18 protein-coding genes and 3 pseudogenes are annotated in these 26596 nt (G+C 40.2%); 7 read left to right on the forward strand and 14 right to left on the reverse strand.

The window, feature by feature from the left end; genetic code table 11:
• Window positions 1-28: 28 nt before the first annotated feature.
• From CYLST_RS30020 to CYLST_RS30030, 3 genes are all read left to right on the forward strand, one after another.
• Window positions 29-1102: an HAD-IIIC family phosphatase gene (locus tag CYLST_RS30020; RefSeq protein ID WP_015328303.1), complete on the forward strand. Its 1074-nt coding sequence runs from the start codon at window positions 29-31 to the stop codon at window positions 1100-1102.
• Window positions 1103-1236: 134 nt separating this feature from the next.
• Window positions 1237-3090: an acyltransferase domain-containing protein gene (locus tag CYLST_RS30025; protein WP_015328304.1), complete on the forward strand. Its 1854-nt coding sequence runs from the start codon at window positions 1237-1239 to the stop codon at window positions 3088-3090.
• 318 nt (window positions 3091-3408) lie between these two features.
• On the forward strand, window positions 3409-4674 hold the full coding sequence (locus CYLST_RS30030; protein ID WP_015328305.1) for an acyltransferase domain-containing protein: 1266 nt from the start codon (window positions 3409-3411) through the stop codon (window positions 4672-4674).
• Between the two features lie 87 nt (window positions 4675-4761).
• Here the strand turns inward: CYLST_RS30030 and CYLST_RS30035 are convergent, their stop codons facing one another.
• Entirely contained in the window at window positions 4762-5304 is a 543-nt protein-coding gene (locus tag CYLST_RS30035) for a transposase (protein ID WP_015328306.1), read from the reverse strand.
• A gap of 181 nt (window positions 5305-5485) precedes the next feature.
• Here CYLST_RS30035 and CYLST_RS30040 point away from each other — a divergent pair.
• Window positions 5486-7148 (forward strand): annotated as a pseudogene (locus CYLST_RS30040) (ISL3 family transposase).
• Between the two features lie 257 nt (window positions 7149-7405).
• Here the strand turns inward: CYLST_RS30040 and CYLST_RS36225 are convergent.
• A pseudogene (locus tag CYLST_RS36225) lies at window positions 7406-7672 on the reverse strand (tyrosine-type recombinase/integrase); the annotation flags it as partial.
• Here CYLST_RS36225 and CYLST_RS30050 point away from each other — a divergent pair.
• From CYLST_RS30050 to CYLST_RS36465, 3 genes and pseudogenes are all read left to right on the forward strand, one after another.
• Window positions 7672-8058 (forward strand): annotated as a pseudogene (locus tag CYLST_RS30050) (tyrosine-type recombinase/integrase); the annotation flags it as partial. The pseudogenes CYLST_RS36225 and CYLST_RS30050 overlap by 1 nt on opposite strands.
• Window positions 8059-8150: 92 nt before the next feature.
• Window positions 8151-8684, forward strand: coding sequence for an HNH endonuclease signature motif containing protein (locus CYLST_RS30055; protein WP_281172847.1), 534 nt, complete (start codon window positions 8151-8153; stop codon window positions 8682-8684).
• Window positions 8685-8861: 177 nt separating this feature from the next.
• Window positions 8862-8987: a hypothetical protein gene (locus CYLST_RS36465; RefSeq protein WP_281172843.1), complete on the forward strand. Its 126-nt coding sequence runs from the start codon at window positions 8862-8864 to the stop codon at window positions 8985-8987.
• 120 nt (window positions 8988-9107) lie between these two features.
• Here CYLST_RS36465 and CYLST_RS30060 read toward each other — a convergent pair whose 3' ends face one another.
• The 12 genes from CYLST_RS30060 to CYLST_RS30115 all read right to left on the reverse strand — a co-directional run bounded on the left by CYLST_RS30060 (window position 9108) and on the right by CYLST_RS30115 (window position 26472).
• A complete protein-coding gene (locus CYLST_RS30060; RefSeq protein ID WP_015328308.1) occupies window positions 9108-9872 on the reverse strand; it encodes a hypothetical protein in 765 nt (254 codons plus the stop codon).
• Window positions 9873-10041: 169 nt separating this feature from the next.
• Window positions 10042-10977, reverse strand: a complete 936-nt coding sequence (locus CYLST_RS30065) for a 3-oxoacyl-[acyl-carrier-protein] synthase III C-terminal domain-containing protein (RefSeq protein ID WP_015328309.1) — start codon at window positions 10975-10977, stop codon at window positions 10042-10044.
• Window positions 10978-11413: 436 nt separating this feature from the next.
• Window positions 11414-15373, reverse strand: coding sequence for a non-ribosomal peptide synthetase (locus tag CYLST_RS30070; protein ID WP_015328310.1), 3960 nt, complete (start codon window positions 15371-15373; stop codon window positions 11414-11416).
• A 322-nt stretch (window positions 15374-15695) separates the two neighbouring features.
• Entirely contained in the window at window positions 15696-17033 is a 1338-nt protein-coding gene (gntT, locus tag CYLST_RS30075) for a guanitoxin biosynthesis MATE family efflux transporter GntT (RefSeq protein ID WP_015328311.1), read from the reverse strand.
• A 259-nt stretch (window positions 17034-17292) separates the two neighbouring features.
• Window positions 17293-18252 (reverse strand): diiron oxygenase, encoded by a 960-nt coding sequence (locus tag CYLST_RS30080; RefSeq protein WP_015328312.1) that lies wholly within the window; start codon window positions 18250-18252, stop codon window positions 17293-17295.
• Between the two features lie 23 nt (window positions 18253-18275).
• Window positions 18276-19550 (reverse strand): ATP-grasp domain-containing protein, encoded by a 1275-nt coding sequence (locus CYLST_RS30085; RefSeq protein WP_015328313.1) that lies wholly within the window; start codon window positions 19548-19550, stop codon window positions 18276-18278.
• A 292-nt stretch (window positions 19551-19842) separates the two neighbouring features.
• Window positions 19843-20619, reverse strand: coding sequence for an FkbM family methyltransferase (locus tag CYLST_RS30090; protein ID WP_015328314.1), 777 nt, complete (start codon window positions 20617-20619; stop codon window positions 19843-19845).
• Window positions 20619-21359, reverse strand: coding sequence for a methyltransferase domain-containing protein (locus CYLST_RS30095; protein WP_015328315.1), 741 nt, complete (start codon window positions 21357-21359; stop codon window positions 20619-20621). The genes CYLST_RS30090 and CYLST_RS30095 overlap by 1 nt, the downstream gene beginning before the upstream one ends.
• A 1357-nt stretch (window positions 21360-22716) precedes the next feature.
• Window positions 22717-23700, reverse strand: coding sequence for a tyrosine-type recombinase/integrase (locus CYLST_RS30100; RefSeq protein WP_015328316.1), 984 nt, complete (start codon window positions 23698-23700; stop codon window positions 22717-22719).
• A 219-nt stretch (window positions 23701-23919) separates the two neighbouring features.
• The gene (locus CYLST_RS30105; RefSeq protein WP_015328317.1) at window positions 23920-24345 is read right to left on the reverse strand and encodes a carboxysome distribution maintenance protein McdB; all 426 of its coding nucleotides are present in this window, start codon (window positions 24343-24345) and stop codon (window positions 23920-23922) included.
• A gap of 24 nt (window positions 24346-24369) precedes the next feature.
• The gene (locus CYLST_RS30110) at window positions 24370-25221 is read right to left on the reverse strand and encodes a ParA family protein (protein WP_015328318.1); all 852 of its coding nucleotides are present in this window, start codon (window positions 25219-25221) and stop codon (window positions 24370-24372) included.
• 435 nt (window positions 25222-25656) lie between these two features.
• Window positions 25657-26472: an Rpn family recombination-promoting nuclease/putative transposase gene (locus CYLST_RS30115; protein WP_015328319.1), complete on the reverse strand. Its 816-nt coding sequence runs from the start codon at window positions 26470-26472 to the stop codon at window positions 25657-25659.
• Between the last annotated feature and the right edge of the window lie 124 nt (window positions 26473-26596).

Raw genomic sequence — 26596 nt, forward strand, 5'->3', positions numbered from 1 at the left:
AAACAATTAGTAGCAGGAATTTAAAAAGATGATTAATTTAAGTGCTGAACAAGCAAAAGATGAACAAGAATTTAAAAAAGCTATCAAGTGTGTCGTTTGGGATCTTGATAATACCATATGGCATGGGGTCTTACTAGAAGACGATCAAGTTTTCTTGCATAATAATGTCATTGACATAATCAAAAAATTGGACAGTCAAGGAATATTACAATCTGTAGCAAGCAGAAATGAACATAATCAAGCAATGTTGAAACTAGAAGAATTTGGATTGCATGAGTATTTTATATATCCACAAATAAATTGGAATTCTAAGGCTTCTTCTATTCAACAAATCGCTCAATCAATCAATATTGGAATGGATGCAATAGCTTTCATTGATGACCAACCATTTGAGTTGGAAGAGGTAAATTTTTCATTACCTGAGGTTCTCTGTATCAATACAGCTAACTTTGAACAGTTGCTAAATATGCCAGAAATGAATCCTCGTTTTATTACAAATGATTCCAAGGATAGAAGACTTATGTATCTCAGCGATATAAAACGCAATCAGGTCGAGGAAAAGTTTGTTGGTTCTAAAGAAGAGTTTTTAACTACTCTCAAGATGCGCTTTACCATCTCTTCTGCTAAAGAGGAGGATTTACAACGAGCCGAAGAATTAACAGTACGCACAAACCAATTAAATACAACAGGTTATACATACTCTTACGAAGAACTTAACCATTTTCGTCAATCAGATAAGCATAAGCTACTAATTGCTAGCTTGGATGATAAGTATGGAAGTTACGGAAAAATTGGATTAGCTCTTATTGAATGTAAAGATACTATATGGACAATAAAACTATTGCTAATGTCCTGCCGTGTTATGTCTAGAGGCGTAGGAATGATTATGCTCAATCATATTATATGTATGGCAAAAAATCAAAATGTTAGATTGTGTGCTGAGTTTGTCTCAAATGGGAGAAATCGGATGATGTATATCACTTATAAATTTGCCGGATTTAAAAAACTTAATACCCAAAATAATCTTTTTATTTTTGATAATAACTTCAATCATACACCTTCTTTTCCTGATTATGTAGATATAGCAGTTCTATCTGTATGAGCAGTATCTTTAACGAACCACAAAGGCACAAAAGAGGCGATCGCGCAGTGTCTTTGCCAGGAAAAGAAAGTTCATAACTCATTTAAGATTACTTGCAAATATTAAATGGATTCAAACATTACAAAGAGATAATAATGAAAAGTAATTTAATTTCTAATAGCAATAAACAATCAAACTCTCCTACGCCGTGGCATTTGCTGGTGCTATCGAGTAAAACAGAATCAGGCTTGGAGACAGCAACTGATAATCTAGCTGAGTTTTTAAACCAGAATTCTGAAATTAACCTTACTGATTTAGCTTATACTCTCCAAGTTGATTGTCAGGCATTTAATCACCGTCGGATACTAGTGTGTTGTGATCGCCAAGATGCAGCATATGCGTTGACAACCAGAAACCCCAAACGTATTTTTACCAGCAGCATCCAAGAAACTAACAATCGGTCTGTAGTTTTCATGTTTCCTGGCTTAGGAGAGCAATACGTCAATATGGCTTTACAGCTTTATCAGCTTGAGCCAACTTTTCGCAAACATATAGCTTGTTGCTCAGAACTCCTCAAACCTCACCTGGATTTTGACTTGCAAGATGTACTTTATCCTCATCAGGAACAAGCTGAGCAAATTCGGCAAACAAACAACCCAGTCGCAGTAATGTCTTCCCAGAAGCTAGATTTACGACGGATGTTACAACGTGACCAAACTCCAATAGATGTCAATACTCAAAAACTAAATCAAACTTATATTGCTCAACCAGCACTGTTTATCATTGAGTATGCGTTAGCCCAGATGTGGATGGCATGGGGGATAAAGCCTCAGGCGCTTATTGGTTATAGCATCAGCGAGTATGTAGCGGCAACTTTAGCTGGTGTCTTATCTCTGGAGGAGACTTTAGCTCTGGTTGCTAAAAGAGGTCAACTCATTCAACAATTACCCGGCGGGGCAATGTTAGCAGTCTCCCTTTCAGAGATGGAACTACAGCCACTGCTCACAGAGCATCTGTGCTTATCTGCTGTCAATGGACTTCAGCTCTGTATAGTTGCCGGACTTACAGAGCCGATAGCTAAATTAGAGCAGCATCTTTTGACAAATGGAATAGCTTGTCGCCAATTGCAAACTACTCATGCTTTTCATTCTCCAATTATGGAGGCAATTTTGGAGCCGTTCATCCAGTTGGTTAAAAGCTTTGACCTCAAGCCTCCTCAAATTCCGTATATATCTAATGTCACAGGAACTTGGATTACAGCAATGGAAGCCACCGATCCAAGTTATTGGGGCAGGCATTTATGCCAAACTGTACGTTTTGCTGATGGAATTGAAACATTATGGCAAGTGCCGGCTCAAATCCTTTTAGAAGTTGGACCAGGCCAAACTTTGGGTAGTATGACGCTGCAACACCCAGCTAGCGCCAATGTATCAGAACGGCAAGTACTAGCCTCATTACCAAACTCCTATAACCAGCAATCGGATCTGGCGTTCTTGCTTAATACACTGGGTCAAATCTGGCTAGCTGGAGTGTCAGTGGATTGGTCGAAACTCTATGGGAATGGCCATTCTAGTACACTTCCTTTACCTATTTATTTCTTCGAGCGCCAACACCGTGGGAGAGAATCTCAAAAAGAGCAATGGGAGAAGACTCAGAAAGAGTCAGGCATCAATTTTTTACCATCACAAGAACAAGAATCAATTCAAATAGCACAACAACAACGTCAGCGACTGAATTTACAAAATAGCTATGTTGCTCCCAGATTTAATATTGAGCAAAAGATTGCTGATATTTGGCAAAAGGTTTTCCGTATTGAACAAATAGGTGTTTATGATGATTTTTTCAGTTTGGGAGGTAACTCCTTAGTCGCTATTAAAATTATTTCTCAGTTACAAAAAATATATCTAACAGACATTCCTCCGATTGTTATATTTAAAAATCCAACTGTAGCCGAATTAGCATCAGTTATTAAAGAGCAAATTATAGCAGAAACAAAAACTTTAAACTAAGAACAGGTGGGGTCTTTAATATCAACAACTATCTCTGATTTGAATGGTACGAAGAAAAAGTAAAATTTCGTCAGGGCAGGGTGGTGGAGGTAGGGTATGGGGTGTAGTGTTTAAGAAAATTTAATTTAGTACAACATCTTCTTAATTCCTCACAGCCGAACCTGCAACCCCGCACCCAAAAGCTGGGAATACCAGGTATTTACGCTTTTATTAGTGCCATTCGTTTGTGATTCAAAACAGGCATGTCAAGTAGGTAAGTAGTAATACAGAGAGAGAGTTTGGTGTAGTGAATTTATTTTTTTAGGAGGATAAAATCAAATGAATAAAACTTTAGAAAAACCTCGTCCTTGGCACTTGTTAGTGCTTTCTGCAGAAACAAGCTCTGCTTTAGAGATAAAAACTGCAAATCTGATTGAACACTTAAAGCGATCAACCAATCAAGATTTTGTTAAAATTGCTGGCTTATATCAAGTTCGTAAAAAAGATTTTAAGCATCGTCGAATGCTTGTTTGCAATAACCTTAATAATGCTGTGACTGCCCTAGAAACACTTGATTCTAAAAAAGTTTATACACGCTTTCAAGAGTTCGAAGAGCGACCTGTTGTGTTTATGTTTCCAGGGCAGGGAGCACAATATGTAAATATGGGATTGGAACTTTATCAAATTGAGAACACATTTCGGGAACAAGTTAATATCTGCTCAGAATTTTTAAAGCCTCACTTAAACCTGGACATTCACAACATAATATATCCTGATGAAAAACAGACATACGCTGCCACGCAGCAACTTCAACAAACATTGATTGCACAGTCAGCACTCTTTGTGATTGAGTATGCTTTAGCTAAGTTGTGGCAAGAGTGGGGTGTGTTTCCTCAAGCAATGATAGGTCATAGCCTTGGTGAATATGTTGCAGCTTGTCTGGCTGGCGTTTTCTCCCTAAAAGATGCATTAAAACTAGTAGTTGTCCGTGGACGACTTATACAGGAACTGCCTAGTGGAGCTATGCTTGCCATTGAGCTTTCAGAGAAGGAAGTGCGCCCATTTTTAGGTAAGATATCCCTAGCTGCAATTAACGGTCCAAACCTTTGCATTGTTTCAGGTCCCGCAAAAGCTCTGGAGGAATTAAAGGATCGGCTCAGCCAGAAGGATGTCATGTGTCTTCCTTTAGATGCCTCCCATGCTCCTCACTCACAGGAAATGGACTCTATCATAGAGCCATTTAAATCTTATGTAGAAAAAATGACTCTTAGACCACCTCAAATACCGTATATTTCTAGCGTCACTGGGACTTGGATTACAACGGATCAAGCAACAGATCCGAACTATTGGGCTAGACATATGCGCCAAACTGTGCGCTTCTCAGAAGGTTTGCAAGAACTTTGTAAAAAAACAGAGCGAATATTGCTACAAGTTGGTCCTGGGCGGACGTTAAGTGCTCTGGCGGTGCAGCATCCAGAGCGTGCTGCTGGACAAATCGTGCTTTCTTCGTTAAGCCACCCGTATGAAGAAGAATCGGATGTTGCATTCATACTTAACATCTTAGGTCAGCTCTGGCTTGAAGGAGTAAAGGTTGATGTTTTCTGACTGGACTTGGGACTGGAGTTTAGAGGATGTTTTAAAAGTGGGGTGCTGTTGTAAGAAAGCTCACAAAGCTTACAGCGTTTCCGGCTATTATGAGGTACAGTAGCAGCAACTAGCAAACCAGTTTCTTAATTGTTGAGGATTTATTAAGTCGAGTGCAACTGAGATTAGTTTATCAACCATTTCCGTTGTAGTTGGAGCGAAACGGCGTAGAAAAGATTTAAGTTGTGACCACCATAATTCAATTGGATTAAAATCGGGAGAGTATGAGGATAAACAAATAACTTTCGCGCCTACAGCTTCAATCATTAGCACAATTGAATCTAGTTTATGTGCGGATAAATTATCCATGACTACTACTGCTCCTGACCATAAATTTGGCACTAAAAACTTCTCAACAAATAATTCAAATGCCCTGCCATCCATTGAATTATTCATTGTCATTAATGCAACTACTTTGTTAATACTAATTGCTCCAATTACTGTAACTTTTGAACCTCTATAGAAGGGGTTAAGAGAGTAAGCTCTTGTTCCCATTTGTGAACGGGCATGAGTCCTCGTTAACCCAAGTAGAACGCCAGTTTCGTCCAAAAATACTAAATTTTCTGGCTCTATATGTGTTGCGGCTCGCAAACATAAACGCTCCGGCTTGCAAACAAGAAAATTGTTGGCTCAAATTAAGGGTCTTGCTCACTTTTGGTGATGCGGGGCGGATAGAGACGACTCAGAAGAGCGATCGCCAATAAGAATGAAGCTCTAGGACGTTTTCGTTTTATGGTTAAAGTAGAGGTTCTATATGGCTTGGGAGAAGGCTATGGAAGTTCTACGAAATCTGTTACTTCTTCCCCCTTACCTTCAACTCGAAGGTTGGCAAATTAGCCCTCCGACAACCCAGGTTCGACTAACTATTGTGTCAATGGGAGCGAGCGCTAACTGCCCAATTTGTCATTCGCCGACCGTTCGAGTTCACAGTCACTACGAACGCACCCTGACCGATCTGCCCTGGGGTCAATACAGGGTGATCTGGCAGCTTCAGGTGCGGAAATTCTTCTGTACAAACACGGCTTGTCCACGACGCATTTTTACCGAGCGGCTACCTGGGATGGTATTGCCTTGGGCAAGAAAGACCTCAAGGCTGAGAGAACAATTGAGTGCTATCGGCTTGTTTTTAGGAGGAGCGACGGGAGCGCGGCTTGGGAGTCGTCTCGGCTTGACAATCAGCCGACACACTTTGTTGCGGTTAGTACGCCAGGTTACTTTGCCAGAGTTAGCCACGCCAACTATCCTCGGCGTAGATGATTGGGCTTACTGCAAGCGGAAGACATATGGCACAATTTTGGTAGATTTAGAAACCCATCAACCAGTCGCCTTGCTGCCTGACCGAGAAGCCGAAACTCTTGCCAAGTGGTTAAAAAACCATCCAGGTGTTGAGGTTATTTCACGGGACAGAGCGAGAGCTTACGAGAAGGGGGCAAAAGCTGGGGCACCGCAAGGGATTCAGGTGGCTGACCGATTCCACTTGCTGCAAAACTTAGCTGAGGCTCTCGAAGCTGTTTTGAGCGACCACAGCTCTGCTCTCAAAGCAGTGGCCGAAGCGATCGCTCAGGCTTCCGTGTCTCGCCCTGACGGCTCAGTAGCAGTGCCAGTGCCGCCGCCTCCCTCGCCCAATGAGGCTGTTGTGTTAGCAAAACAGCGCCGTGCCCGGCGGCTGAATATCTACCAACAAGTTCAAACCTTGCGAGAGCGAGGTTGGTCAGCACCAGCCATCGCCCGTTTGCTCGGCATTGGTAAAAGTACAGTCTTTCGCTACCTCCGAACCGCTCAGTTTCCTGAACGCAAGGGGCGCAGTGATCGAGGGCGCAGTCTCCTCGACCCTTACAAACACTATCTTCTCAAGCGCTGGAACTCTGGCTGCCGCGAGGTGAAGCAACTGTTTTGTGAAATCAAGAAAAAGGGCTATCGTGGCAGCTACTGTACCGTGACGCGCTATGCTCAAAGGTTACGCTCCTCTCAAGGACTTGCCCCGCGACAGCGCCTGAGCAGTTGTCCGTTGCCTGAAGTGATTGAGCCAAAGAAAAAGCCCCTGACGGTGCGTCGCGCGACGCCGGTTAGTGCTGCGCCGACCGTCCAATCGAGATGAGCAAGACGAACAGCTACTGGCTCGACTCATCGCCCAGCATCCTGATTTAGCTCAAGCTATTGAACTGAGCCAGGACTTTGCCCAAATCCTGCGCGAGCGCTCTCCCGAACGACTAGAACCTTGGCTGACACGGGCAGTTCGGAGTCAACTGGGAGCTTTGGTTGGCTTTGCCCTGCGCCTCGGCGAAGACTATGAGGCGGTCAAGGCGGGCGTGACTTTAGAGTGGAGTAACGGACAGGTTGAAGGACAGATCAACCGTCTAAAGATGTTGAAACGCCAGATGTATGGCCGTGCCAAGTTTGACCTGTTGAGCCAACGGGTTCTGCTGGCAGTGTAAGAACTCTCCTGAGCAGGTTACTTCTATAAATCTGCTGAACTTTTGAAATAGCGATCGCTGGAGAGCGGGCGCTCTGCGCCATCGCTCTTCTGAGTCGTCTCTATCCACCCCGCATCACCAAAAGTGAGCAAGACCCTTAATTTGAGCCAACAATTTTCTTGTTTGCAAGCCGGAGCGTTTATGGGGTATTGCAACGATTCGTAAAAAATTCCGCCATATTGAGTGAAATGGTTACACACAAAGGATTGTAGATATATTCAGTCCGTCCAAAAAGATTCAAATCTCTGGGGAGACATTTGCGTGTAACGCACGGTGTGGTGAATATTCTTGTGTCCCAAGTAATCTTGAATTGCTCTGGTATCATGACCCTGGGCTGCTAAATAGTAGCCACAAGCATGGCGCAATTGATGGGGATGAACTGGTTCAGTGATTCCAGCGCGCTCGCCAGCGCGTGCGATAATGTGACGAACGGCTCTAGTTGATAGTGGAGCTTTACGCTCAGACACAAAAACATAGGGAGTATCAAGTAGATTTGTCAGAGGGTTATATCGACATTCGTCGTCTCAAACATGGGCATGATACTGTTCATCCGTTACGCGCTCCAGAATTAAGAGCCTTGCGTCAATTGCAACGCGATTATCCTGATACTCCCTATGTTTTTGTGTCTGAGCGTAAAGCTCCACTATCAACTAGAGCCGTTCGTCACATTATCGCACGCGCTGGCGAGCGCGCTGGAATCACTGAACCAGTTCATCCCCATCAATTGCGCCATGCTTGTGGCTACTATTTAGCAGCCCAGGGTCATGATACCAGAGCAATTCAAGATTACTTGGGACACAAGAATATTCACCACACCGTGCGTTACACGCAAATGTCTCCCCAGAGATTTGAATCTTTTTGGACGGACTGAATATATCTACAATCCTTTGTGTGTAACCATTTCACTCAATATGGCGGAATTTTTTACGAATCGTTGCAATACCCCAAAAAGCTACAGATAGCATTAAAACAAAAGTTAAAGAAATGATGAAAGATAGTCGTTTCACTCTAGAGCATCGCATCAACAAATGTGGTTCGATGATAAGAGGGTGGAGAAATTACCACAGATTCTGCGATATGAGTCAACATGACCTATGGGCACTGCGCTACTGGTTATGGAAATTCATTCGGAAACAAGGAAGATACAACCGTTATGAAACCAATAAGGTTATAAAAAGAGCAATTCCTTCGGTCAGTTGGTCAGCTTGCAAGTTTGTCATTGTCAAAGGAGATAAATCACCCTATGATGGCGACTTTGTTTATTGGTCTAAACGCGAGAATGCTAACTACGATGGTATAACGGCACGACTTCTCAAGAAACAGAATCACAAATGTACAGACTGTAATCTATCGTTCATTTCAGGTGATATTGCAGAATTACACCACATTGACGGCAACCATGATAATTGGAAACCGTTAAATTTGGAAGTCCTGCACCGAGAATGTCACCAGCATCAGACCATTCATGGTCGGGTGAGAGTCCGAACAGCGGGATAGACCCGACTTATTAGGTGTCAGACTAGGAGCCGGATGCAGTGAAAGCTGCACGTCCGCGTTCTGAAGGAGAGGTGTCTCCTGGTAACAGGAGCATCGACTCTAATTAATTGGGAGGGGCGGGAGATAATACTCCCCCTCGACCTAACTGAACCCCACTATGAGGCGGTCAAGGCGGGCGTGACTTTAGAGTGGAGTAACGGACAGGTGGAAGGACAGATCAACCGTCTGAAGATGTTGAAACGCCAGATGTATGGTCGTGCCAAGTTTGACCTGTTGAGCCAACGGGTTCTGCTGGCAGTGTAAGAACTCTCCTGAGTAGGTTACTTCTAGAAATCTGCTGAGCTTTTGAAATAGCGATCGCTCTTCTGAGTCGTCTCTATCCACCCCGCATCACCAAAAGTGAGCAAGACCCCATAAAGTGAGTTAAAAGCTTATTTTATGATTCAAGTCACAATTATCATTATTTATGCTGGAATGTTTTATTTTCTGGAAGTCCCTAAACTTATATTCTTTAGCAAAATTAAGAAGCACATCTACCAAGACTGTAAACAGTTCAAAAGTTTCATTAACTAATTTACAGGCTTGCTTGCGAGTATCTTCTATTAAATGTATATTTGCAATAAATTCATTTGTTTCACAAGAATGAACACTGTGGTTATTTTCAGCGAGTAAATGAGGGTTTCCAAAATACGGGTACTCTCTATTGGTGATAAGTTTCAACTCTTGAGTGACTGGTGCAGTTCTTGAGAAAAAAATATTCGATATGGATTCTATCGATTCAATAACCACCAGCTTACAAATGGGGCTTACTTGATAAGTATGCCGATATAGTTCATAAATTATTTGTCTACAAATCCGTGTTTCATCACTCCAATTAAACTTTGAAGAGTCAGTGAAACTTAAGAAATGGTTGAAGTCCAAATCTTCCAAGTCCTTCAAAAACCATATCCAATGATTCTCTTCTTCACGGATTTGTTTGTTAACAATAGCTTGAATTGGGTTAGTAGTTGGTTCTTCTAACCAAACAAACTTATTTAAATCTCCATATCCCATTACAAAAGGTGTAAAACAAGGGGCAAAAGATAATCTTTCTATAGGCTCAATGCTTTGATTACCTAAAAACTCAAAGAATGGTAATTGAGCAAATTCTATTGATTGTTTTTCAATTAATGCAAACACTTCTCTCATTGTTATATCTCACCAGCAATTGTCATTTTTTTATTATGGAAACTTGTTTTTTACAATAAAATAAAATAGGCAACTCCGTTGATGCTGGTTGATCTGTTCCATGCAAACTCGGATATTTATGTCAACTAACCTCCGCCTGAATCCTTAGCACAGAAGCAGAGTTTGAAACTCAAATTTTAGATAAAACAGTACATCCCCAGGCACTTGTTCCTGTTCCAATCAACATGATAAGATCATTGGGCAGAAGAGGGGTTTCAAGTAAAAAATCGTACAGATTTATTATGTTATCTGAAGCCCATGCATGAGCAAACCTCGGAATATTCTTACTATACACTTGCTCATGGTCAAATTCTAATATATCACAAATAGTTTTAGTCACTGATGTATTATAATTATTAATTATTAATTTGCGAAAGTCTTTCGGCTCTTTACCGATCTCTATTAATGTCATATGTGAAGTTTTTTTGATTCCCTCCATAATAGCTTCCAAATACTGTAAACCATCTCTCATAGGATCAATGTAACTAACGCCTGGATTCATGTGTTGTTTGTTACAAACCATCTCAAACTCTGCATCTGTTTCCGAGTTGGTTAAAATGAAACTCGCTGCCGCGTCACTTGTTACAGATATGTTTGGCGAGATAATCCTCGAACCACCCACTGCTCCCTTATCAGTAGTAACTATCAAAACATTATTACAATCTTCTGATTTGATTAGACTTGTCCCTACTCGTATAGCTGCTTGCAAGTTTCCACACTCAGATAGATTTATTCCTATGGGGTAAGCTCTTTCCAAACTTAACTCATCAATAAGATGGCAAATTTCTGCTAGTCCAGTACTTTTGAAATTACGAAAACTGTTTGTAGCATATAGTAATACATCAATATCTTGGTCAATAATTGGCGCTTTTTCCATAGTCTTTAAGGCGCTAATTTTAGCAATACCTGATAATGTTAAACTGCTTTTACTGTATTTATCTAAACCAAGCGTTAACAAGGTGTTTAAAACTTGAGGGTCTTCCTTCAGTTCACTTACTTCATCTATACTATGTAGCTCTCCCAATTCATAAGCTAATGCTTTTAAATATACTTTCTTTGTATTCATAGGAATCTTTTCCACTTTTAAGACTGAATTAAATGACAGGCTGACTTCTTTCGTAAATTATACAGTAATTTTTCTATCTGTATAGGATTTATATAATACTAATATATTTAATTAAAATCCACTTCACGGAATTTGTCAATGTAGTCTCTTAAGTAAGTATGTCTTAGTATTACAGAAAATAGAAGTGGTTCTTTCTTCTATCATTAATCAAATAATGACCACAAGTTAAGAACGTCTCTATTTACGTACTTTCAATACTTAATTTATTGCTTGTAATGCAGGGTAAGAGCATTGAGATATGCAAAATGCCCAACTAAACTCTGTTGAATACTGCCGATGTCTGCCACTTGTGTTGGCTTTGTCTGATCACTAAAATTTTTCAGAGCATCAGCAGATTCAGTTTCAAAGCCAAGTTAGAATTGGGACTTCCTACTAATTAGACAGACTCTTTCAGGGCAATACTCAATTCTGCTATGGTTGGCTTTTCAGTAAAGCCTTGCAGAGATAATTCAACTCCGAATATTTTATGTAGACGAGCAATGACTCTAGTAGCTAATAAGGAATATCCTCCAAGTTCGAAGAAGTCATCATGAATAGAAATCTGATCCACCTTAAGAACACTAGCCCATATGTCGGCTATCTGTCTTTCAACAGAATTAGTAGGAGCTACAAAGGTCTTATCTGCTTTTGAGCGTTTCCGACTAGGCACCGGAAGGGCCAGGCGAGCCACTTTGCCATTAGGGGTCATAGGTAGTGCATCTAGATATACGAAGACAGCAGGAATCATATAATCTGGCAACTTCTGTTTCAAGTGATGGCGTAGTTCATTAACTGAAGCATGATGATCTTTGTTCAAAACTACGTATCCCACTAAGCTCTTGTCACCTGGAGTATCTTCTCGCTGTATAACTACAGCTTCCCGTACAGCAGAGTGATGTTTTAGCACAAACTCAATCTCTCCTAGCTCAACTCGCAGACCACGAATATTTACTTGATAATCAATGCGGCCGAGGTATTCGATAACACCATCTGACCGATAACGAGCAAGGTCACCAGTTTTGAAAAGGCGCGAGCTTGTGTTAGTACTTAGGAAGTTGGGAATAAACCTCTCAGCATTTAAGTTAGGTCGGTTAAAGTACCCTTGAGCTAAACCGAAACCACTAATATGTATCTCTCCAGGTACACCAATAGGTACTAGCTGCAAATGAGGATCTAACAAATATATCTGCATATCCGTTGGATAGCCAATGGGAACTTTACCCTGTTGTTGATTTTCACGCTTATAAGTCCAATGTGTGCTGTAGTTTGCCTCATTAAGACCATAAACATTGTGCAGTTGTGCAGGTAGGCGATTAAGAAATTCTTCTTGGAGATCATTAGGAAGAGCTTCCCCAGTTGATATAACATGACGCAGGCTAGTACAAGTCTCAATCTTTGGCTCTTCTAAAAGAAGTTTTAGTACTGAGGGCACGAGGCTAATCACAGTAACTCCCTGTTCAGAGATTAGTTTTGCAAGATATTTACTATCCTGGTAACCTCCTGAACGTGCCATAATCACTTGTGCTCCTACTATTAGGGGCCAAAAAAATTCTCTGGAACTCCAAGACGATTTCATTAAAACCCGGTCTGATTCAGTTAGCTTAAAAGTTTTCTGCTCCCACAGTTCACGACTGCAACATACAGAGTGAGAAAGCTGAACACCTTTAGGCTTACCCGTAGAACCTGAGGTATAGAGAATATAAGCAATATTTTCTCCTGTTACTCCACTGACTGGATTTTCTATACTTTTTTGAGCAAGTGCTTCCCAGATGGTATCTAGACAGACCACTTGCATCTCAAGTTTAGGAAGCCTTTCCAAAAACTTCTCTTGAGTCAGTAATATTGGTAATTGGGTATCTTCTAAGACGAAGGCTATACGATCCACCGGATATGTAGGCTCAAGTGGCACATAAACTCCGCCCGCCTTGAATAATCCAAGAATAGCAACTGCCAGATATAGAGACATCTCCATGCAGAGTCCGACAGGTGTCTCTGAAGTTACGCCTAAAGTTTGCAGGTGATGTGCTAGTTGGTTGGCACGTTGGTTAAGTTCTAAGTAGGTAAGTTGTTCTCCCTCAAATCTAATTGCAACTGCTGTGGGAGATTTTTCAACCTGAGCTTCAATCAGTTCATGAAGACAGATATTTTTAGAATATTCTGGCTGCTCTGGGTTCCAACTTACCAATAACTGATTCTGCTCTTCTGATGTCAACAAGGGTAGAGTTGAAATTGACTGCTCAGGATTTGCCACAATTCCACTTAATAAAGTCTGAAAATGCCCTATCATTCTCCCGACTGTATCGGCATCAAATAGACTAGTACTATATTCCCAAGATGCAAGTAGTTCTTGCTCGACTTCCTCTATCAATAAAGCCAAAGCAAACCCTTCATTAACATCTTTAATTTCCAGTGTGCTTAGAATTAACTCCTGAGATCCAATAGCTAATTTTGGCTCACCTCGTAATGTGAATTTTACCTGTAACAGTGAAGATTGGTCATTATTATGCTGTAGTTGTAGCACGTCCAGCACATAGTCAAAAGGTATGTCCTGATTATTAGATGCATCTAATACTACCTGATCAACATGGGTTAGTAATTCTCTGAAGCTTAAACCATCTTTGAGTTGGGTGCGTATGAATAAAGTATTAGCCAGTGGACCAACTAGTTCCTTAGTCTGAGCCTGATTGCGATTAGCAATGTAAGAGCCAACGATGATATCTGTCGATTGTGTATAGCGATATAATAATATTTTTAGCACTGTTAACAGGATTGTGAACAAAGTTACCTTTTCCTGTTCAGCTAATAACTTTAAGCTGCTTATTAATTCCTTTGAGAGCTTTGAATGTTGCTTTTTACTACAGGCTTGAGGTAGTGATTTTGGTTGCTCTGTCGGAAGGTCTAACGCAGTTAAATTGCTATGTAGTTGATGCTTCCAATATTTTAACTGTTCTTCCAAAACATCACCTTGCAAATACTGTCGTTGTTGCCGAGAAAAATCTGTATATTGATGAGTCACTTCCGGTAATAGAAGTGTAGTCCCAGCCATCAGTGCTTCATACAATAACACCATTTCTTGCACAAATAGGTTAAGGGACCATTCGTCTGCAATAAGACGATGCATCGTCAGCAATAATATGTGCTCCTCTTCATCTACAAGTAAAAGCTTCATACACAGCAATGGATCTCGTTCTATATTAAAAGATTGCCGAACCTGCTCAGTCAGAACATCATCGATATGAGATACCCTGTCTACTTCAGGAACATCCTGGAGATCCATAACTGATAGTGTGAAAGTAGGGTCTAAGGAAACAATCTGAACTGGTTTTCCATTTACTGTAGGAAATGTAGTTCGTAAGATTGAATGGCGACGTATTACCTCTCTTAAACTTTGATCAAGTACAGATAAATCAAGGCATCCTACAATTTTATAGGACGCAGCCACGTTGTAAACAGAATTGTCAGGTTCTGACTGGGTCTTATACCAGAGGTACTGCTGGGCAAGAGATAAAGGTAGCTCATCAAGATTTCCCTCTAGTGAGAATACTTCTGCTAGTAGTGATTCTTTGGTTTGACTCAAAGTTGTAGAAATTGCTTGCTTACGTGAGAAGGACCACCTGCCGTCAGGTATACATTGACTATTTAAAGTCATTGCCTGACTGCCTTTATACACTATGGCCCTACGCTCACTTTTTAAATAGCACCAACAACGTTGATAGTAGTGAGGGTGTCCTTCTACTTTGTCTAGTAGCTGTAATGTTTTTAGAGATATACGGTAGCATTCACCAAAAACCGTATTATTACCATGTAGCACCAGCATAGGATACGCACCCAAATCAAACAAATCAGCATTCTCGATGGCATCCTCCCCAAGAAACTCGGTAGATTCAATCAAATAATGCCTACTTTCGTTTGACATTAAAGTGCCATAAACAAATACTTCTACCAAATGTCTGTTAAATATTTTCTCAACTTCTGCAAGAGCGCTTAATAATAATCCTTGTAAATCTTTAGTATCCACCTCTTGGACTAATCCAATCTCAATTCTTGAGTAATGATGTTTATACCTTCTGAACGCTACAGCTAATATCTCACAAAGGTCAGATTTATCAACAAATTCCATCAAAATCGTATGATATCTAATCTGCAATAAGAGCCATTTTACTGCTTGTTGGTAATGACTTTTAACGCTAGCGTCAGAACTTAAGATAGATCCGAAACTAGATTCTAAAATAGTGTCAACGCTAGCATCTACCTCTTTCGTCTCTCTCTGATTAGGTGATAGAGAAGTTGTTGTGAAATTAGAATCTTGTATTTGTCTCTTAATTTCAGCAGTAGATTTTGTCTTGGTTACTTCCATCACTCACCTATAAATTTGAATAGTACTAATCGACAGCAAAACAGCAAAAGCCTATCTATATACGATTGTCAATCAAGAACGAGCCATTAGTCTTAATTCACTATTAGACCACTTTGTTTGAATACATCTACCATGCAAGGAATATCTAATATCCCATTTCTTCTCTCCGTCCTAACAACTAACTTTTTAACCATGTCTATAGGTTCTAGGACTTACGCATTGACAGAAACAATAAAGTCTATAGTCAAAATTTTACGACATTTAAGAGAACAAAATTAACTAAAGTTGTATAATATCATTACCAATCAAACAATATTATTTTTTACAGATGCTTCACTGCTATTGCATCTTGCATAAATATATATATCCCAGGAATCACTATTCTGAGTGTCATGAACATAGACATAGCCAACCATAAAATATGGTTACTCTGATAGTGCCATGCTAAAATAGCCGAGGGCACAAATCCCAATAATGTACTGATTAATAAGGCATTCCGTAGTATATACCCTTTTGTTGTTCCTGTAAGGTATCCCTCCAGTATCAAGGCAATTGAACCACATCCTAAAACGATTAGTAACCAAGGAACATAGATTTTAATTTGTCCTATGATCTCGGTGTGGTTGGTTAACAGTCCAAATATAGTTTGAGGGAAAAGAACAGACACACCCGCGCAAGTAAGTCCTATTAAGAGACTAGTTCCTACTGCAATCTGTAATAGAGGAAAAGACTTAGAGTTTGCTTCCCCTCCTTCAAAGATTCCGCTTAAGGTTGTTGTGGTAAGTCCTATGCCATGAAAAATGTCTACGGTTAACAATACTACCTGCAAGAGTAGGGAATTTACAGCTATGTTCGTCGTCCCCATTGTAGTACTCACACTGGAGAAAATGGCATAAGTAAATGCAATAGCCAAAGACCTGACAAACAGGTTCCCATTCATGCTAAGAGTAGATTGAAAAGCTGGTAAGTCCCTAAGTTGTACCCCTAATGTTCGCAGCCTTTTAAAGGAAACCTCTCGGCTCACTAAAATTATCCCTATCAATAGCATCAAATACTGACTAACAGATGAGGATAGTCCAGCCCCTGTACTTGCCCAATCCCAGCGTATGACATAAAAGTAGTCCTGCACGATATTAGCAATATTAAAAACAATAGTCATGATCAATGCCTTCCCACTTTGTCGTTGTCCAAGAAGCCAACCAACCAGTACATAGTTGAGCAAAACGGCAGGTGCGCCCCAAATGCGGGCGTTAAAATAGGCAAGACCAGAATTTTTAACCTCAACAGTAACATTAAATAGATCAAACGCAAGATATCCTAAAGGATAATGCAAAATAAGAATGAGAATACCAATCACCAGGGCGATCAAGGCATTTCGCACTCCCACCAGTAGTATTGCCTCCTCGTCATTTTGTCCAACAGCTATTGCAGTCATTCCTGTGGTTACCCACCGTAAAAAGTTCAAACAAAAGTAGATGCAGTCAAATAGAATGATAGCTAGAGAAGCCCCCGCTAGATGATGGATTTCTGTCAGATGACCCAAAAAAACAATACCTATAAAACCAGCTAGTGGCACAATAATACTAGAGAGAATATTGACTAAGGTAAGTTGATAGAAGCTCCTCAAGAAGCTATATTTTTCCGGGTGGGTGATGTTCATCAGTTAACCTATACTTCTATACATATAAATACTCTGTCTAAAGGGTGAACATATACAAGCTGTTAACAGTTCCAAAGTATATGGGAAGACAATTATATAGCAAAGACTTTGGCAATTAAATTTGTAAGTAACTATTAGGAAGCTAAAAATAAGCATCAAGAATTTACATAACATAGCTTTTTTGAATTAAGTCAAGCTGCTCCCTATTCAGACAGTCGAAGGACTCTATTCTTCTTTTCGATCTTGACACACTACTACTTTAACTAAATAAACCACTTTTTTCAAATGCTTCAGCAGTATATGGATCTTCAAAAATGCCATTTATATCAAAGTGTTTCAACGTCACGTTTGCTGCCTTTTTCACACCAAGTATTACATCTCTTCTAGAATAGGATTCTTTTACCACCATGTCTATTTCCTGACTTTCTAAACCCACTGCCCCTAAACAATATTTAATCACGGTAATATCTGGTTCTAAAAAGGCAAAAATCATCTCTGGTAACAGGGGACCAATTACAGACCGATATTTGGGTTGAAGTTGAAACCAGAGTGTTTCTAATAAACTGGCAAAGTATACATGATGATGGCTTTCATCTTGAGCATGATCCTTGATCATCTCACGGACTGGAGTTACTACATCTTTGTTTTTTGGCATCTCTGCGAGGATACCTGTAATTAGTGTTTCTGATACAATTGTCCAGAATACCTTAATTATTTCTTGTAAATTACTATCAACGGACTCTTGAATATGGCTAAGACGCTGTAAGAAGTTTGGGGTTCCTAGATCAAGAGAAGCTATTCCAGTTACTTTTTCTACCTGGGTCTTAATATCTACAGAAAATAATGCATGATATGCTTCATCAACGTAAATTTTATAGGCATCCAGCCTCTTTTCCCTAGACATATCGATATTCAGTTGATTATGAGCTATCTTATAGGCTATGGGATTTACTATTTGAAGTTCTAGATTTTCTGTAAAATCTAAGTAACTGTATAGACGATAAATAAGCAGTTTTTTGATGATATGTTCACCCCGTTCCTTAATAAGAGGGTGTGAAATTACAGGGAACGACTCCGGTGGAAAAAATACCTTTCCTTCGAGTTCATCTTCTGATATGACTCTACGAGACTTGACTCTTATGGATGCCTGTTCGTGCCAACTTTGAAATACACTATTATAACCATCAGATCCATTGTGGACTTTTTTTAAAGAAAGCATATTTTTCCTCTTCTAGTCAATAATTACTCAGTCTCAATCTGTACCAAAGAACTCAGTTCATCCAAGATATCTTCAATCTTTTCCCCGGCTTCGCACTGTGCTATGACATAGCCGACTGCATATTCATTGGTTTTATCGATGGGCAGGAACACTTCATCACTGATTTCTTTGAGTTGTATTAACGCCCTGGTATTGGGATGATTCCTTACCCTTTCAAAACCTTCTATGCGGACTATCCGGCCAGGTCGGGGAGGTAAAAATGCCCTCATCCCTGACTGTTTAGTCGCATCATTAATAAAATTTACCTTTGTAAAGGGGTTGTTTCCTTGAACAACTTGTAGAAGCAAGTCATAGGGAAGCAGTTGAAAGGATGAAGATAATGGAATTAGGTGTGAGTTAATACACTCTCCTCCTAAACGTCCCCCAATTTCTAATATCTTGGGACCATCATCAGTTACCATTATGTCAATATGAAAACCGCACCAGTTTATACCCATTAGTTGTACTGCTAAACGGGCTATTTCCACAATTCGGTTTTGTATTTCTGGTACAAGTTTACTTGGAACTATGTTCTCGTACTGGAATGGAATTTCCCGATTAATTTTTTTATCAGTAATCGCCAATATGTATACTTGGCTATCTGCTACCATACCTGCTACAGAATGCTCAGTTCCATTCAAATATTCTTCTAAGAGAAATTCCTCTGAGAAATAAGAGTAAATTTCATCTCTACTTGGAGTACAATACTCAACAAACTGCTGAAAACGTTGTTCCGCTAGCTCATAAGTATCAACTTTAAATATTCCTCTCCCGAAAGATGCCCCAGAGGGTTTTAGTAGACAGGGAATACCAACTGTTTCTAAATTATTGCTGAAGCTGTTATAGTCGTGAACAATTGCATATTTCGGGTTAACAGAGGCTAATTGAGTTAGAAGTCGTCTTGTATTTGCCTTATTGCGTACATTCAGAACCGCTTCAGGCTTAGTTGATGCTAAATTGAGAGCCGTCCCTACTCTAGAAGCTAGTTCCACTGATATGTCTCCCCAGGCGACTACTCCTTTTACTTGAAGATTGTTAGAACGCACATCATTAACTATGATTTCTTCTGCAATATCATATTGTCCAAGATTTACTTGAATAAAATGGTCAATATTATAGTTCTTGTATGGTTCTGAGGAAGATGCCGCTATGGCAATATTAAGTCCTGCATTCCTAGCAGATTTTATCTCTTCCTCTCTTTCCAAAGGGAAAGAACGTGTGTCTAGATACAGAATGAAATTACTCGCCTGATTTTTCATATTTATTTTGCGACTCTAATGGGGCTGATTGTCATGGAAATTATTTTTGTACTTGCCTAATCTCTAAATTAAGGGCAGTTAATCTTCCGTAAAACCTTAATATAGCCGTTCTATATTAATTAATATTTATAAATTTTCTGTCTAGCACGACTACTAGATTAAGAGGATCACCTGACTAATATTTTACAGGATTTAGTTGCACAGCAGCTAAATCCTCAATACAAATACCTTGCACCCAACAATAGGTTTTAAACGCAAATGGACACGTACCAAAATCATTGATACCAGAGGTTTAAAAATTTTTGCTAGCAAAAACCATCCTTTCGCGTTTAATGTGATCCTCTGTCCACTTATTCGGGTTAATGAAGTTCTCGTAGACAGAATCGACAATTGGAATGAAGATAGGTGATGTAGTATCTCTGAAATTATCTAGTTCAAACAGTTTGAAACCTGACTCCAAAAGGATGTCCAGTATTTGTTGGTGGGAATAATCCACTAACAAATGAGCAGCATGAATTTCGATAAAGAGATATTTGATAGTCTCATTGAGCGCTTTTTTCATCCCATATAGCACTTTCCCCTCAGCCCCATGCACATCAATTTTCACTATTTCGGGTCTAATATTTTCCTGACTATTCAACTCATCAAAGGTTGTGGCTTTAATCCTTTCTGTTTCTAGTTCGCCTTCAACTTTCATGGTTCTATTATGAAAGAGAACTTCCTTTGTTTCATCAGAAAGAGCTACGTTATAAACCCTAGCCTCAACGTCGTTAATTCGGAGATTGTGCCTCAAAACTTCAAGGTGTTTCGCCCCAGGCTCAAAGGAATAAACCCGGCTGTTAGCACTGATTTTACTCACATAAACTGTGTAATAGCCATAATGCGCTCCTACATCTAAAAAACAGAGATTCTCTTTTTCTAGGATTTGTTTCAAATGTTGAGTAACCGCAGGTTCATAGTCTAGTCCTTGGGTAGTTTCTTTAGCTACACTTCTATCTGGATCTAACAGTTGGAAGCTAGCTCCATGAATTGTGTAAAAATCAAGATTTTTGCCATCAGTATCAATCATTAAATCAACCTACCTTTAACTGCTATTAAACCAGAGAAATTATACCACTTGAAAAATATTTCTATATCGGAAAATCCTGATTCACTAAGCAATTCAAGGTTCTGTTGTAGAGTTAACGGATTCAATATCCCTCTCAAACTCTTAGACTTCTGCCTTATCATAGAATCAGTTAAACCTTGCCTCTCTTTAAAGTCCCAATAAAGCTCTAGCCAGGGACTTTCAAAGAATGAATTTTCACATCTAGTTTTTTCAACCATAATTAAGGCCCCGCCCTCTACTAAACCACCATAAATCCTCCGGAGTACATTTAACCTGTGATTGAAGGGTATGAACTGCATTGTTAGAATACTAGTTACGAAACTAGCATTTTCAAAACATATATTGTGGTCTGTTACATCTTGAAGAATGAAATTAACATTCGGGTAGCTACATTTACTTCGGGCACTTTCTATCATTGATGGGCTTTCCTCTATACCAAATAAATTAATGTTCTTCTTTGAACTATGTTGTTGACACATAGACAATAGAGTTGTGCCCGTAGAAGAACCTATGTCGTATACAGTACTATTATCCCTGATAAAATACTCGCTGATTTCAACTACCATTCTCTGAATTTCTTCATATAAAGGTACACTCTTAATGACATGACTGTCAAAAACCTGAGTTACCTGCCGATCGAATCTCCAGTTTCCATTAGTAGCTGTAATTGAATCATCAACAGCTTCGATTGAATTAGTCATCCATTTATCCTCACTATCATATTGCGTAGTTATTCAGTTTACCCTTCAATTCAGTTCAGATGGATAGCTACTTACAAAAAGTCGGATTATAGGTTATTACTATAATCAATCCTAAATTACTTATGAGTAAATAAGGCTAAGAGTCTTATAACTCCGTACTTTTTGTAACCGTATTCCCTCACGTTTAAACCCGTGTTCCTAAGTCTCTGTTTTGTTCTTCTTCGACATAACAAATTTTAACTCTCGTCTTGGATAAGTTTTGAGTCGTCGCATCAAGAGAGGAACTCATTCTTTTAAGGAAATTATAAAGTCAGGTGAGAAGAAGTTTTCAATACAATGCAAGATTTCTTTGAGCAGGGAGTTAAGTTGAATAGCTATCTTAACCCCCTTCTGTCGAGCTAGGGGGGAGGAGAATAATTTACTAACTAATATTTAAATACAGATGTATTTAAGACATCATGTAAAGCATATCTTGAAAGAACACATCCTGTCAAGAATAAACGACGGTAAAGTTCCAATAAACTAGAGCGTAAATGTAATATGAGTTGACAAAAACATCGTTTATTGAGACATATTGTAATTTTAAATATTTTATAGTTAGAACTTATACATTGACAGAAAAAATGAAGTGTGTAATCGATATTTTCCGACATTTTAGAAAATAATTGAATTTTAAAACGATTGGTGAGCCGTCACAATCTATCTAAGGGTAGATGTTAACAGTCGTAAACAACCAAATTTATCACACATAACGGTCTATTTGTACAGTGCGTAAGTCCTATTAACTAAAGATAGATAAATAAACTCTATAGAATCGATAAATAGTTCCAGTAAATATTATTCAGTAAATATCCTTATTCATAAATATAAATAACCCCCTCAGCGAGTTCCAGTAAATATTATTCAGTAAATATCCTTATTCATAAATATAAATAACCCCCTCAGCGAGTTCCAGTAAATATTATTCAGTAAATATCCTTATTCATAAATATAAATAACCCCCTCAGTCGCCTCTATCGCCATCGGTTCACACTGAGCAAGAGAAAGAGTATGTTCATGCAACCGCTCCAAAGTCAGCGTATCACAGCCATCATGCAACGCCACAGCCCGACCAATCCTTCAACACACCCACACAACCAATGGGCTGAAGCACAATTATAGTTGCATTTAATCCTGGTTTGAAAGTGTGATGATTGCAGGTTTGAGCGATTAGTATTGCAGGTTGCTACACCTAGCATGGATTATTATGAACAACGTTACCAGGAACGAGTCATCAATAACCTCCAGAAAAAGGCTCTAGCTCTAGGTTTTGAGCTTATTCCCCAGCCCGAAGCAAATACGGTTTCTCAGGAGAGGGTTAATTACGCTTATCCCGCCTACTGTAAGGTACATTCAACAAATCAATCGCCCGTTTCTTGGCCGCTTCCCCACGCCTATCATACTTACTTGTAGTACTCGGCGACGCATGACCTGCAAGTTTGGCTATGGTAACGATATCTGCCCCCGCATCCAATAGATTACCGATAAAAGTTCTTCTAAAATCATGAGGTGTAAACGCATCCACCTCAGCTTTTTCTCCCCGCCGCTGCAATGCTCGCAACACCCCCTGCTCACTCATCCGTCTCAGTATGATTTTCTTTGCCTTATTTAAGGGATAAAAAAGCGGACCTGGTGCTTGACCCCGGAGCAGTAGCCAATCAAGGAGAGCTTGCACACCACCTTCAGGTAAGTAGACAATTCGTTCCTTCCGCCCCTTCGCTTCACGTATTGTTAGTGAGCGACTGCGCGGCTTAAAATCGCTCAAATCAAGGTAAGTCACCTCACTGCGACGCAACCCTACCGTCAAAACTGCCAGCAGTGCCGCATCCCTCCGACCCAATGTAGAGTCATCTTGAATACAATCATCCCAAAGTGCAGAGATTTCTTCAGCATCAATTTCTCGCCCTTTCAACAAACTTTTGCCCCGCACAGATTCAATATCAACCGCTCGTCCATACTCATCCGTGGACATTAACCCCAAGCGCCATGCTTCCTTAAGCGTCCGCCGCAACGCACACAACATTTTATTAGCCATTGCCGGACTGTATTTTTCCATCAGCACCGACCGTACCGCAGCAGTGTGCTGGTAACGCAACTTAGACCAGTCTAAAGTACTAGCATCACAAGTATTATTGGTCAAAAGAGAAGCGATCGCATTCAACGCCTCCCGCATCGTCCGCCTTGAACCCTCCCCAAGACTGTTGATATAAACTTCAGCTGGGTGCAAGGTGATGGGCAGCGGCTCTGTTAGTGCGAGTGACTCAGGGTTGAAGTTATTTTTAGCGATCGCGTGGATGTTCACGGGCAGTGAAAAGAAGCTTTAGGATCAATCCTCCTCTAAATGTGCTGCAACTACAAGCCTTTCAGGGCATATAGATTGCGGGAATAACATTTCTCTACACCCTTTGGCGCCAGAAGGCGCTCTACACCTAGATATTGTGTCAAGACATCGTTAAACTTGGGTGAGTGAAAATTTCAAGGAAGAAAGCCCAAGGGTGAGTGTCTGCTATTGGCCTGATTGCTACTTGAGCTTTTTAGCCAAATTAGCTAAACGAGTAATGCTAGAGCGAATATTACCAGCTTCTTTGCGACTCTTGAGCCGTTTTTTGGCTTCTTTTAATACTTGTTTCATGACTGTATCTTTATCTTGGCAGGTTACATAAAAAGCCTCCAAGAGCGTTTCAACTGTTATTTTTTCTTTGTTGCATAGTTCATCAAGTTCAAGCTTTATTTTTACTTCCAAACGTACAGGTACTCTAGGCGCAATTTCAGGCAAGTGAGCTAGTTGCTCTTCTAATCTCTTAAGTTCAGAAACGGAGCTATCAGCAGTCGATGTCACATCAACATCGGGGGTAGGTGAATCCTGCTGTTGTGGAGATAGCACATCTTGTCGTGGTGCAACTGTTGGTTGAGTAGCTCTATTTCTGATTTCGTCTAGGATATTCATGTTTTCACCTTCTATTAAAATTTATTACACTGGTTCTGAGGGAATTAATTTGGCATATTCTTCTGGCAAAGCTGGCTTGAGTCGTTGAGCTAAGACATGAATCGCATATTCCAGATTTGGCTGGAGCAAGTCTGTTGGCGCAACCCGTTGATTGATGGCATTTTTGAATACATCCGATTCCAAAATATGCGGCAACATCAACTCCGAACCCACCAACTGCCGCATCGTATCAATACTGGTTTTAGTAGCATTTGTTGGATGCAACCCAGTCCAGCGTGCGCGAAAAGGCACTACACCCAGTAATTCACCATAGGGTAAGGCTGCTTTAAATTCTTTGATTAATTCCAAAGTCCGCAACAGCGATTGAACTCCCTTGACATTTGACTCTGCTGGAATCACCCATCTATCCCCAGCACCCAAGGAAGTCTGTGCTAAATGTGAACGTTCTGGGGGTGGGTCTACAATTGCCACGCCGAAATTATTCACAATTGGTTGGAGGCGATTTCGCAGAATAAACAGACTTAAGCCGCTGGAAGCCAATTTATAGTTGGCGCTCTCCAACCCATCATCTGAAGGAATTAAGAACAGGTTGGTATTGTTAACAATACGGTCGCTCAGTTTAACGTCAGGTACGGACGCAATGGCATCGGTGATTTTTGTTTTCTCTTCTGGCTGTGTCAGAACTTCCAGTAATGTTGGGGTATGAGGCTGCACTTGCACCCCTAAGAAACTGGTCAAGCTAGATTGGGGGTCGCAATCTACAAACAAAACGGGAATTCCTAAGCGCCCCAAATACCTCCCCAGCATCAGGGCTACTGTAGACTTCCCCTGACCCCCAGCCAAGCCCAAGGAGACGACTGTTGGCGAATTTGGCATAAAGCAATTATATAAAATTACTAAAATACATTGCTATAAATATAACATTCTACAAATGTAGAATTGTACTATTGTTTAATTTAACTTTTGTACAAAAGTTAAATACTATTAATACATCTTGTTGCCGCCCAAAAGCTGATTGTTTCGTCACTGACTCCACACACTCCAGACTTATCAATCGCACCGCCCACAATCCTGATTCTCTAGTGGATTCATAAGTTTTGCTTAAGTCGCTTGATTAGTGTGCTGGATGCACAATGAAAACCGGATGCAATACCAAATTTAGGAGCAATTGATATCAATGACCAAAAAGTGATATCAACTCTACTGTCTAACAGCCCCAGTCCCAGATTTTCACACTCGGTCAACCAGAAACGGCAGTCTGCACCAACGTCTACACTATGTCTACACCGAAACCAACCGGCTCTCGTGCGCTTACTTCTCCGTGTTCTCCTGTGCAGCAAGCCGGACAGCTTCTACATCAACATTGAGTTGTTGAGCAATCTGTTCTACACTCATCCCCGTTTTTAGTAACAGGGGGACGGTAACTTTCAACATTTCAGCTTCCCGTTCTTCTCGACCTTCTTCTCGACCCTCAGCTTTCGCTTCCTGATAAACCCTTGTTTGCTCTAAAGTCAGTCCCAGCATAGCTTCTACTTCCTCTCTACTCAAAGACGAAAACTTGTAAACAGCAATTGTTGTAATAATATCTATTATTTCGTTTCTCGGCAGTGCGTCCGTTGACTCTAATTGTACCCGCTCAATCAATAGACGAGCTTGAAGAGCCATCTCTTTCTCTGAGGCAATTGTCAACTGTATTAAATTGATGCCTATTGGCAGAGTATTGGGAATACCTAACTCATCCAGATAAATTCGCTGCACTTGGTCGCTGTTTAAAAATATTCGATGAGTTCTTGTATCGCTTGGTTCCAAACTACGTGAGGGAAAAATTACCACACAGTACCAGTCATCGTATTGAGACTGATTCCGGTTCAAATACATGAGCGACTCAGTAAAGAAGCGATGATAAAGAGCTTCCTCTTTTTGAAATTGAACTTCTGCAAAAAAGATAATCCTGGGTGTTACACCTTCTGGAGGTAAAAAGACCCCATCAATACGAAAGGCCGTTTCTTTCACCTCAACCGACTCAAATCGATAATTCAGCGCCTGTTCAGGACGGTAATCAACAAGTTCAAAAATTAATGCAGGAAAGCGCTTAAAAATTTGGTAATAAATGGAGTCGCGTTTCACTAAATTATCCGAAAATAGGCTGCTTATTAACTATTAATTTTATCGTGAAAATGACAATTCCTATATATCAAATAATGCTACTCACGGGCGCACTACTAAGAAGACGTTCAACAAATCAATTCGT

This window comes from Cylindrospermum stagnale PCC 7417, assembly GCF_000317535.1.
Classification (GTDB): Bacteria; Cyanobacteriota; Cyanobacteriia; order Cyanobacteriales; family Nostocaceae; genus Cylindrospermum; species Cylindrospermum stagnale.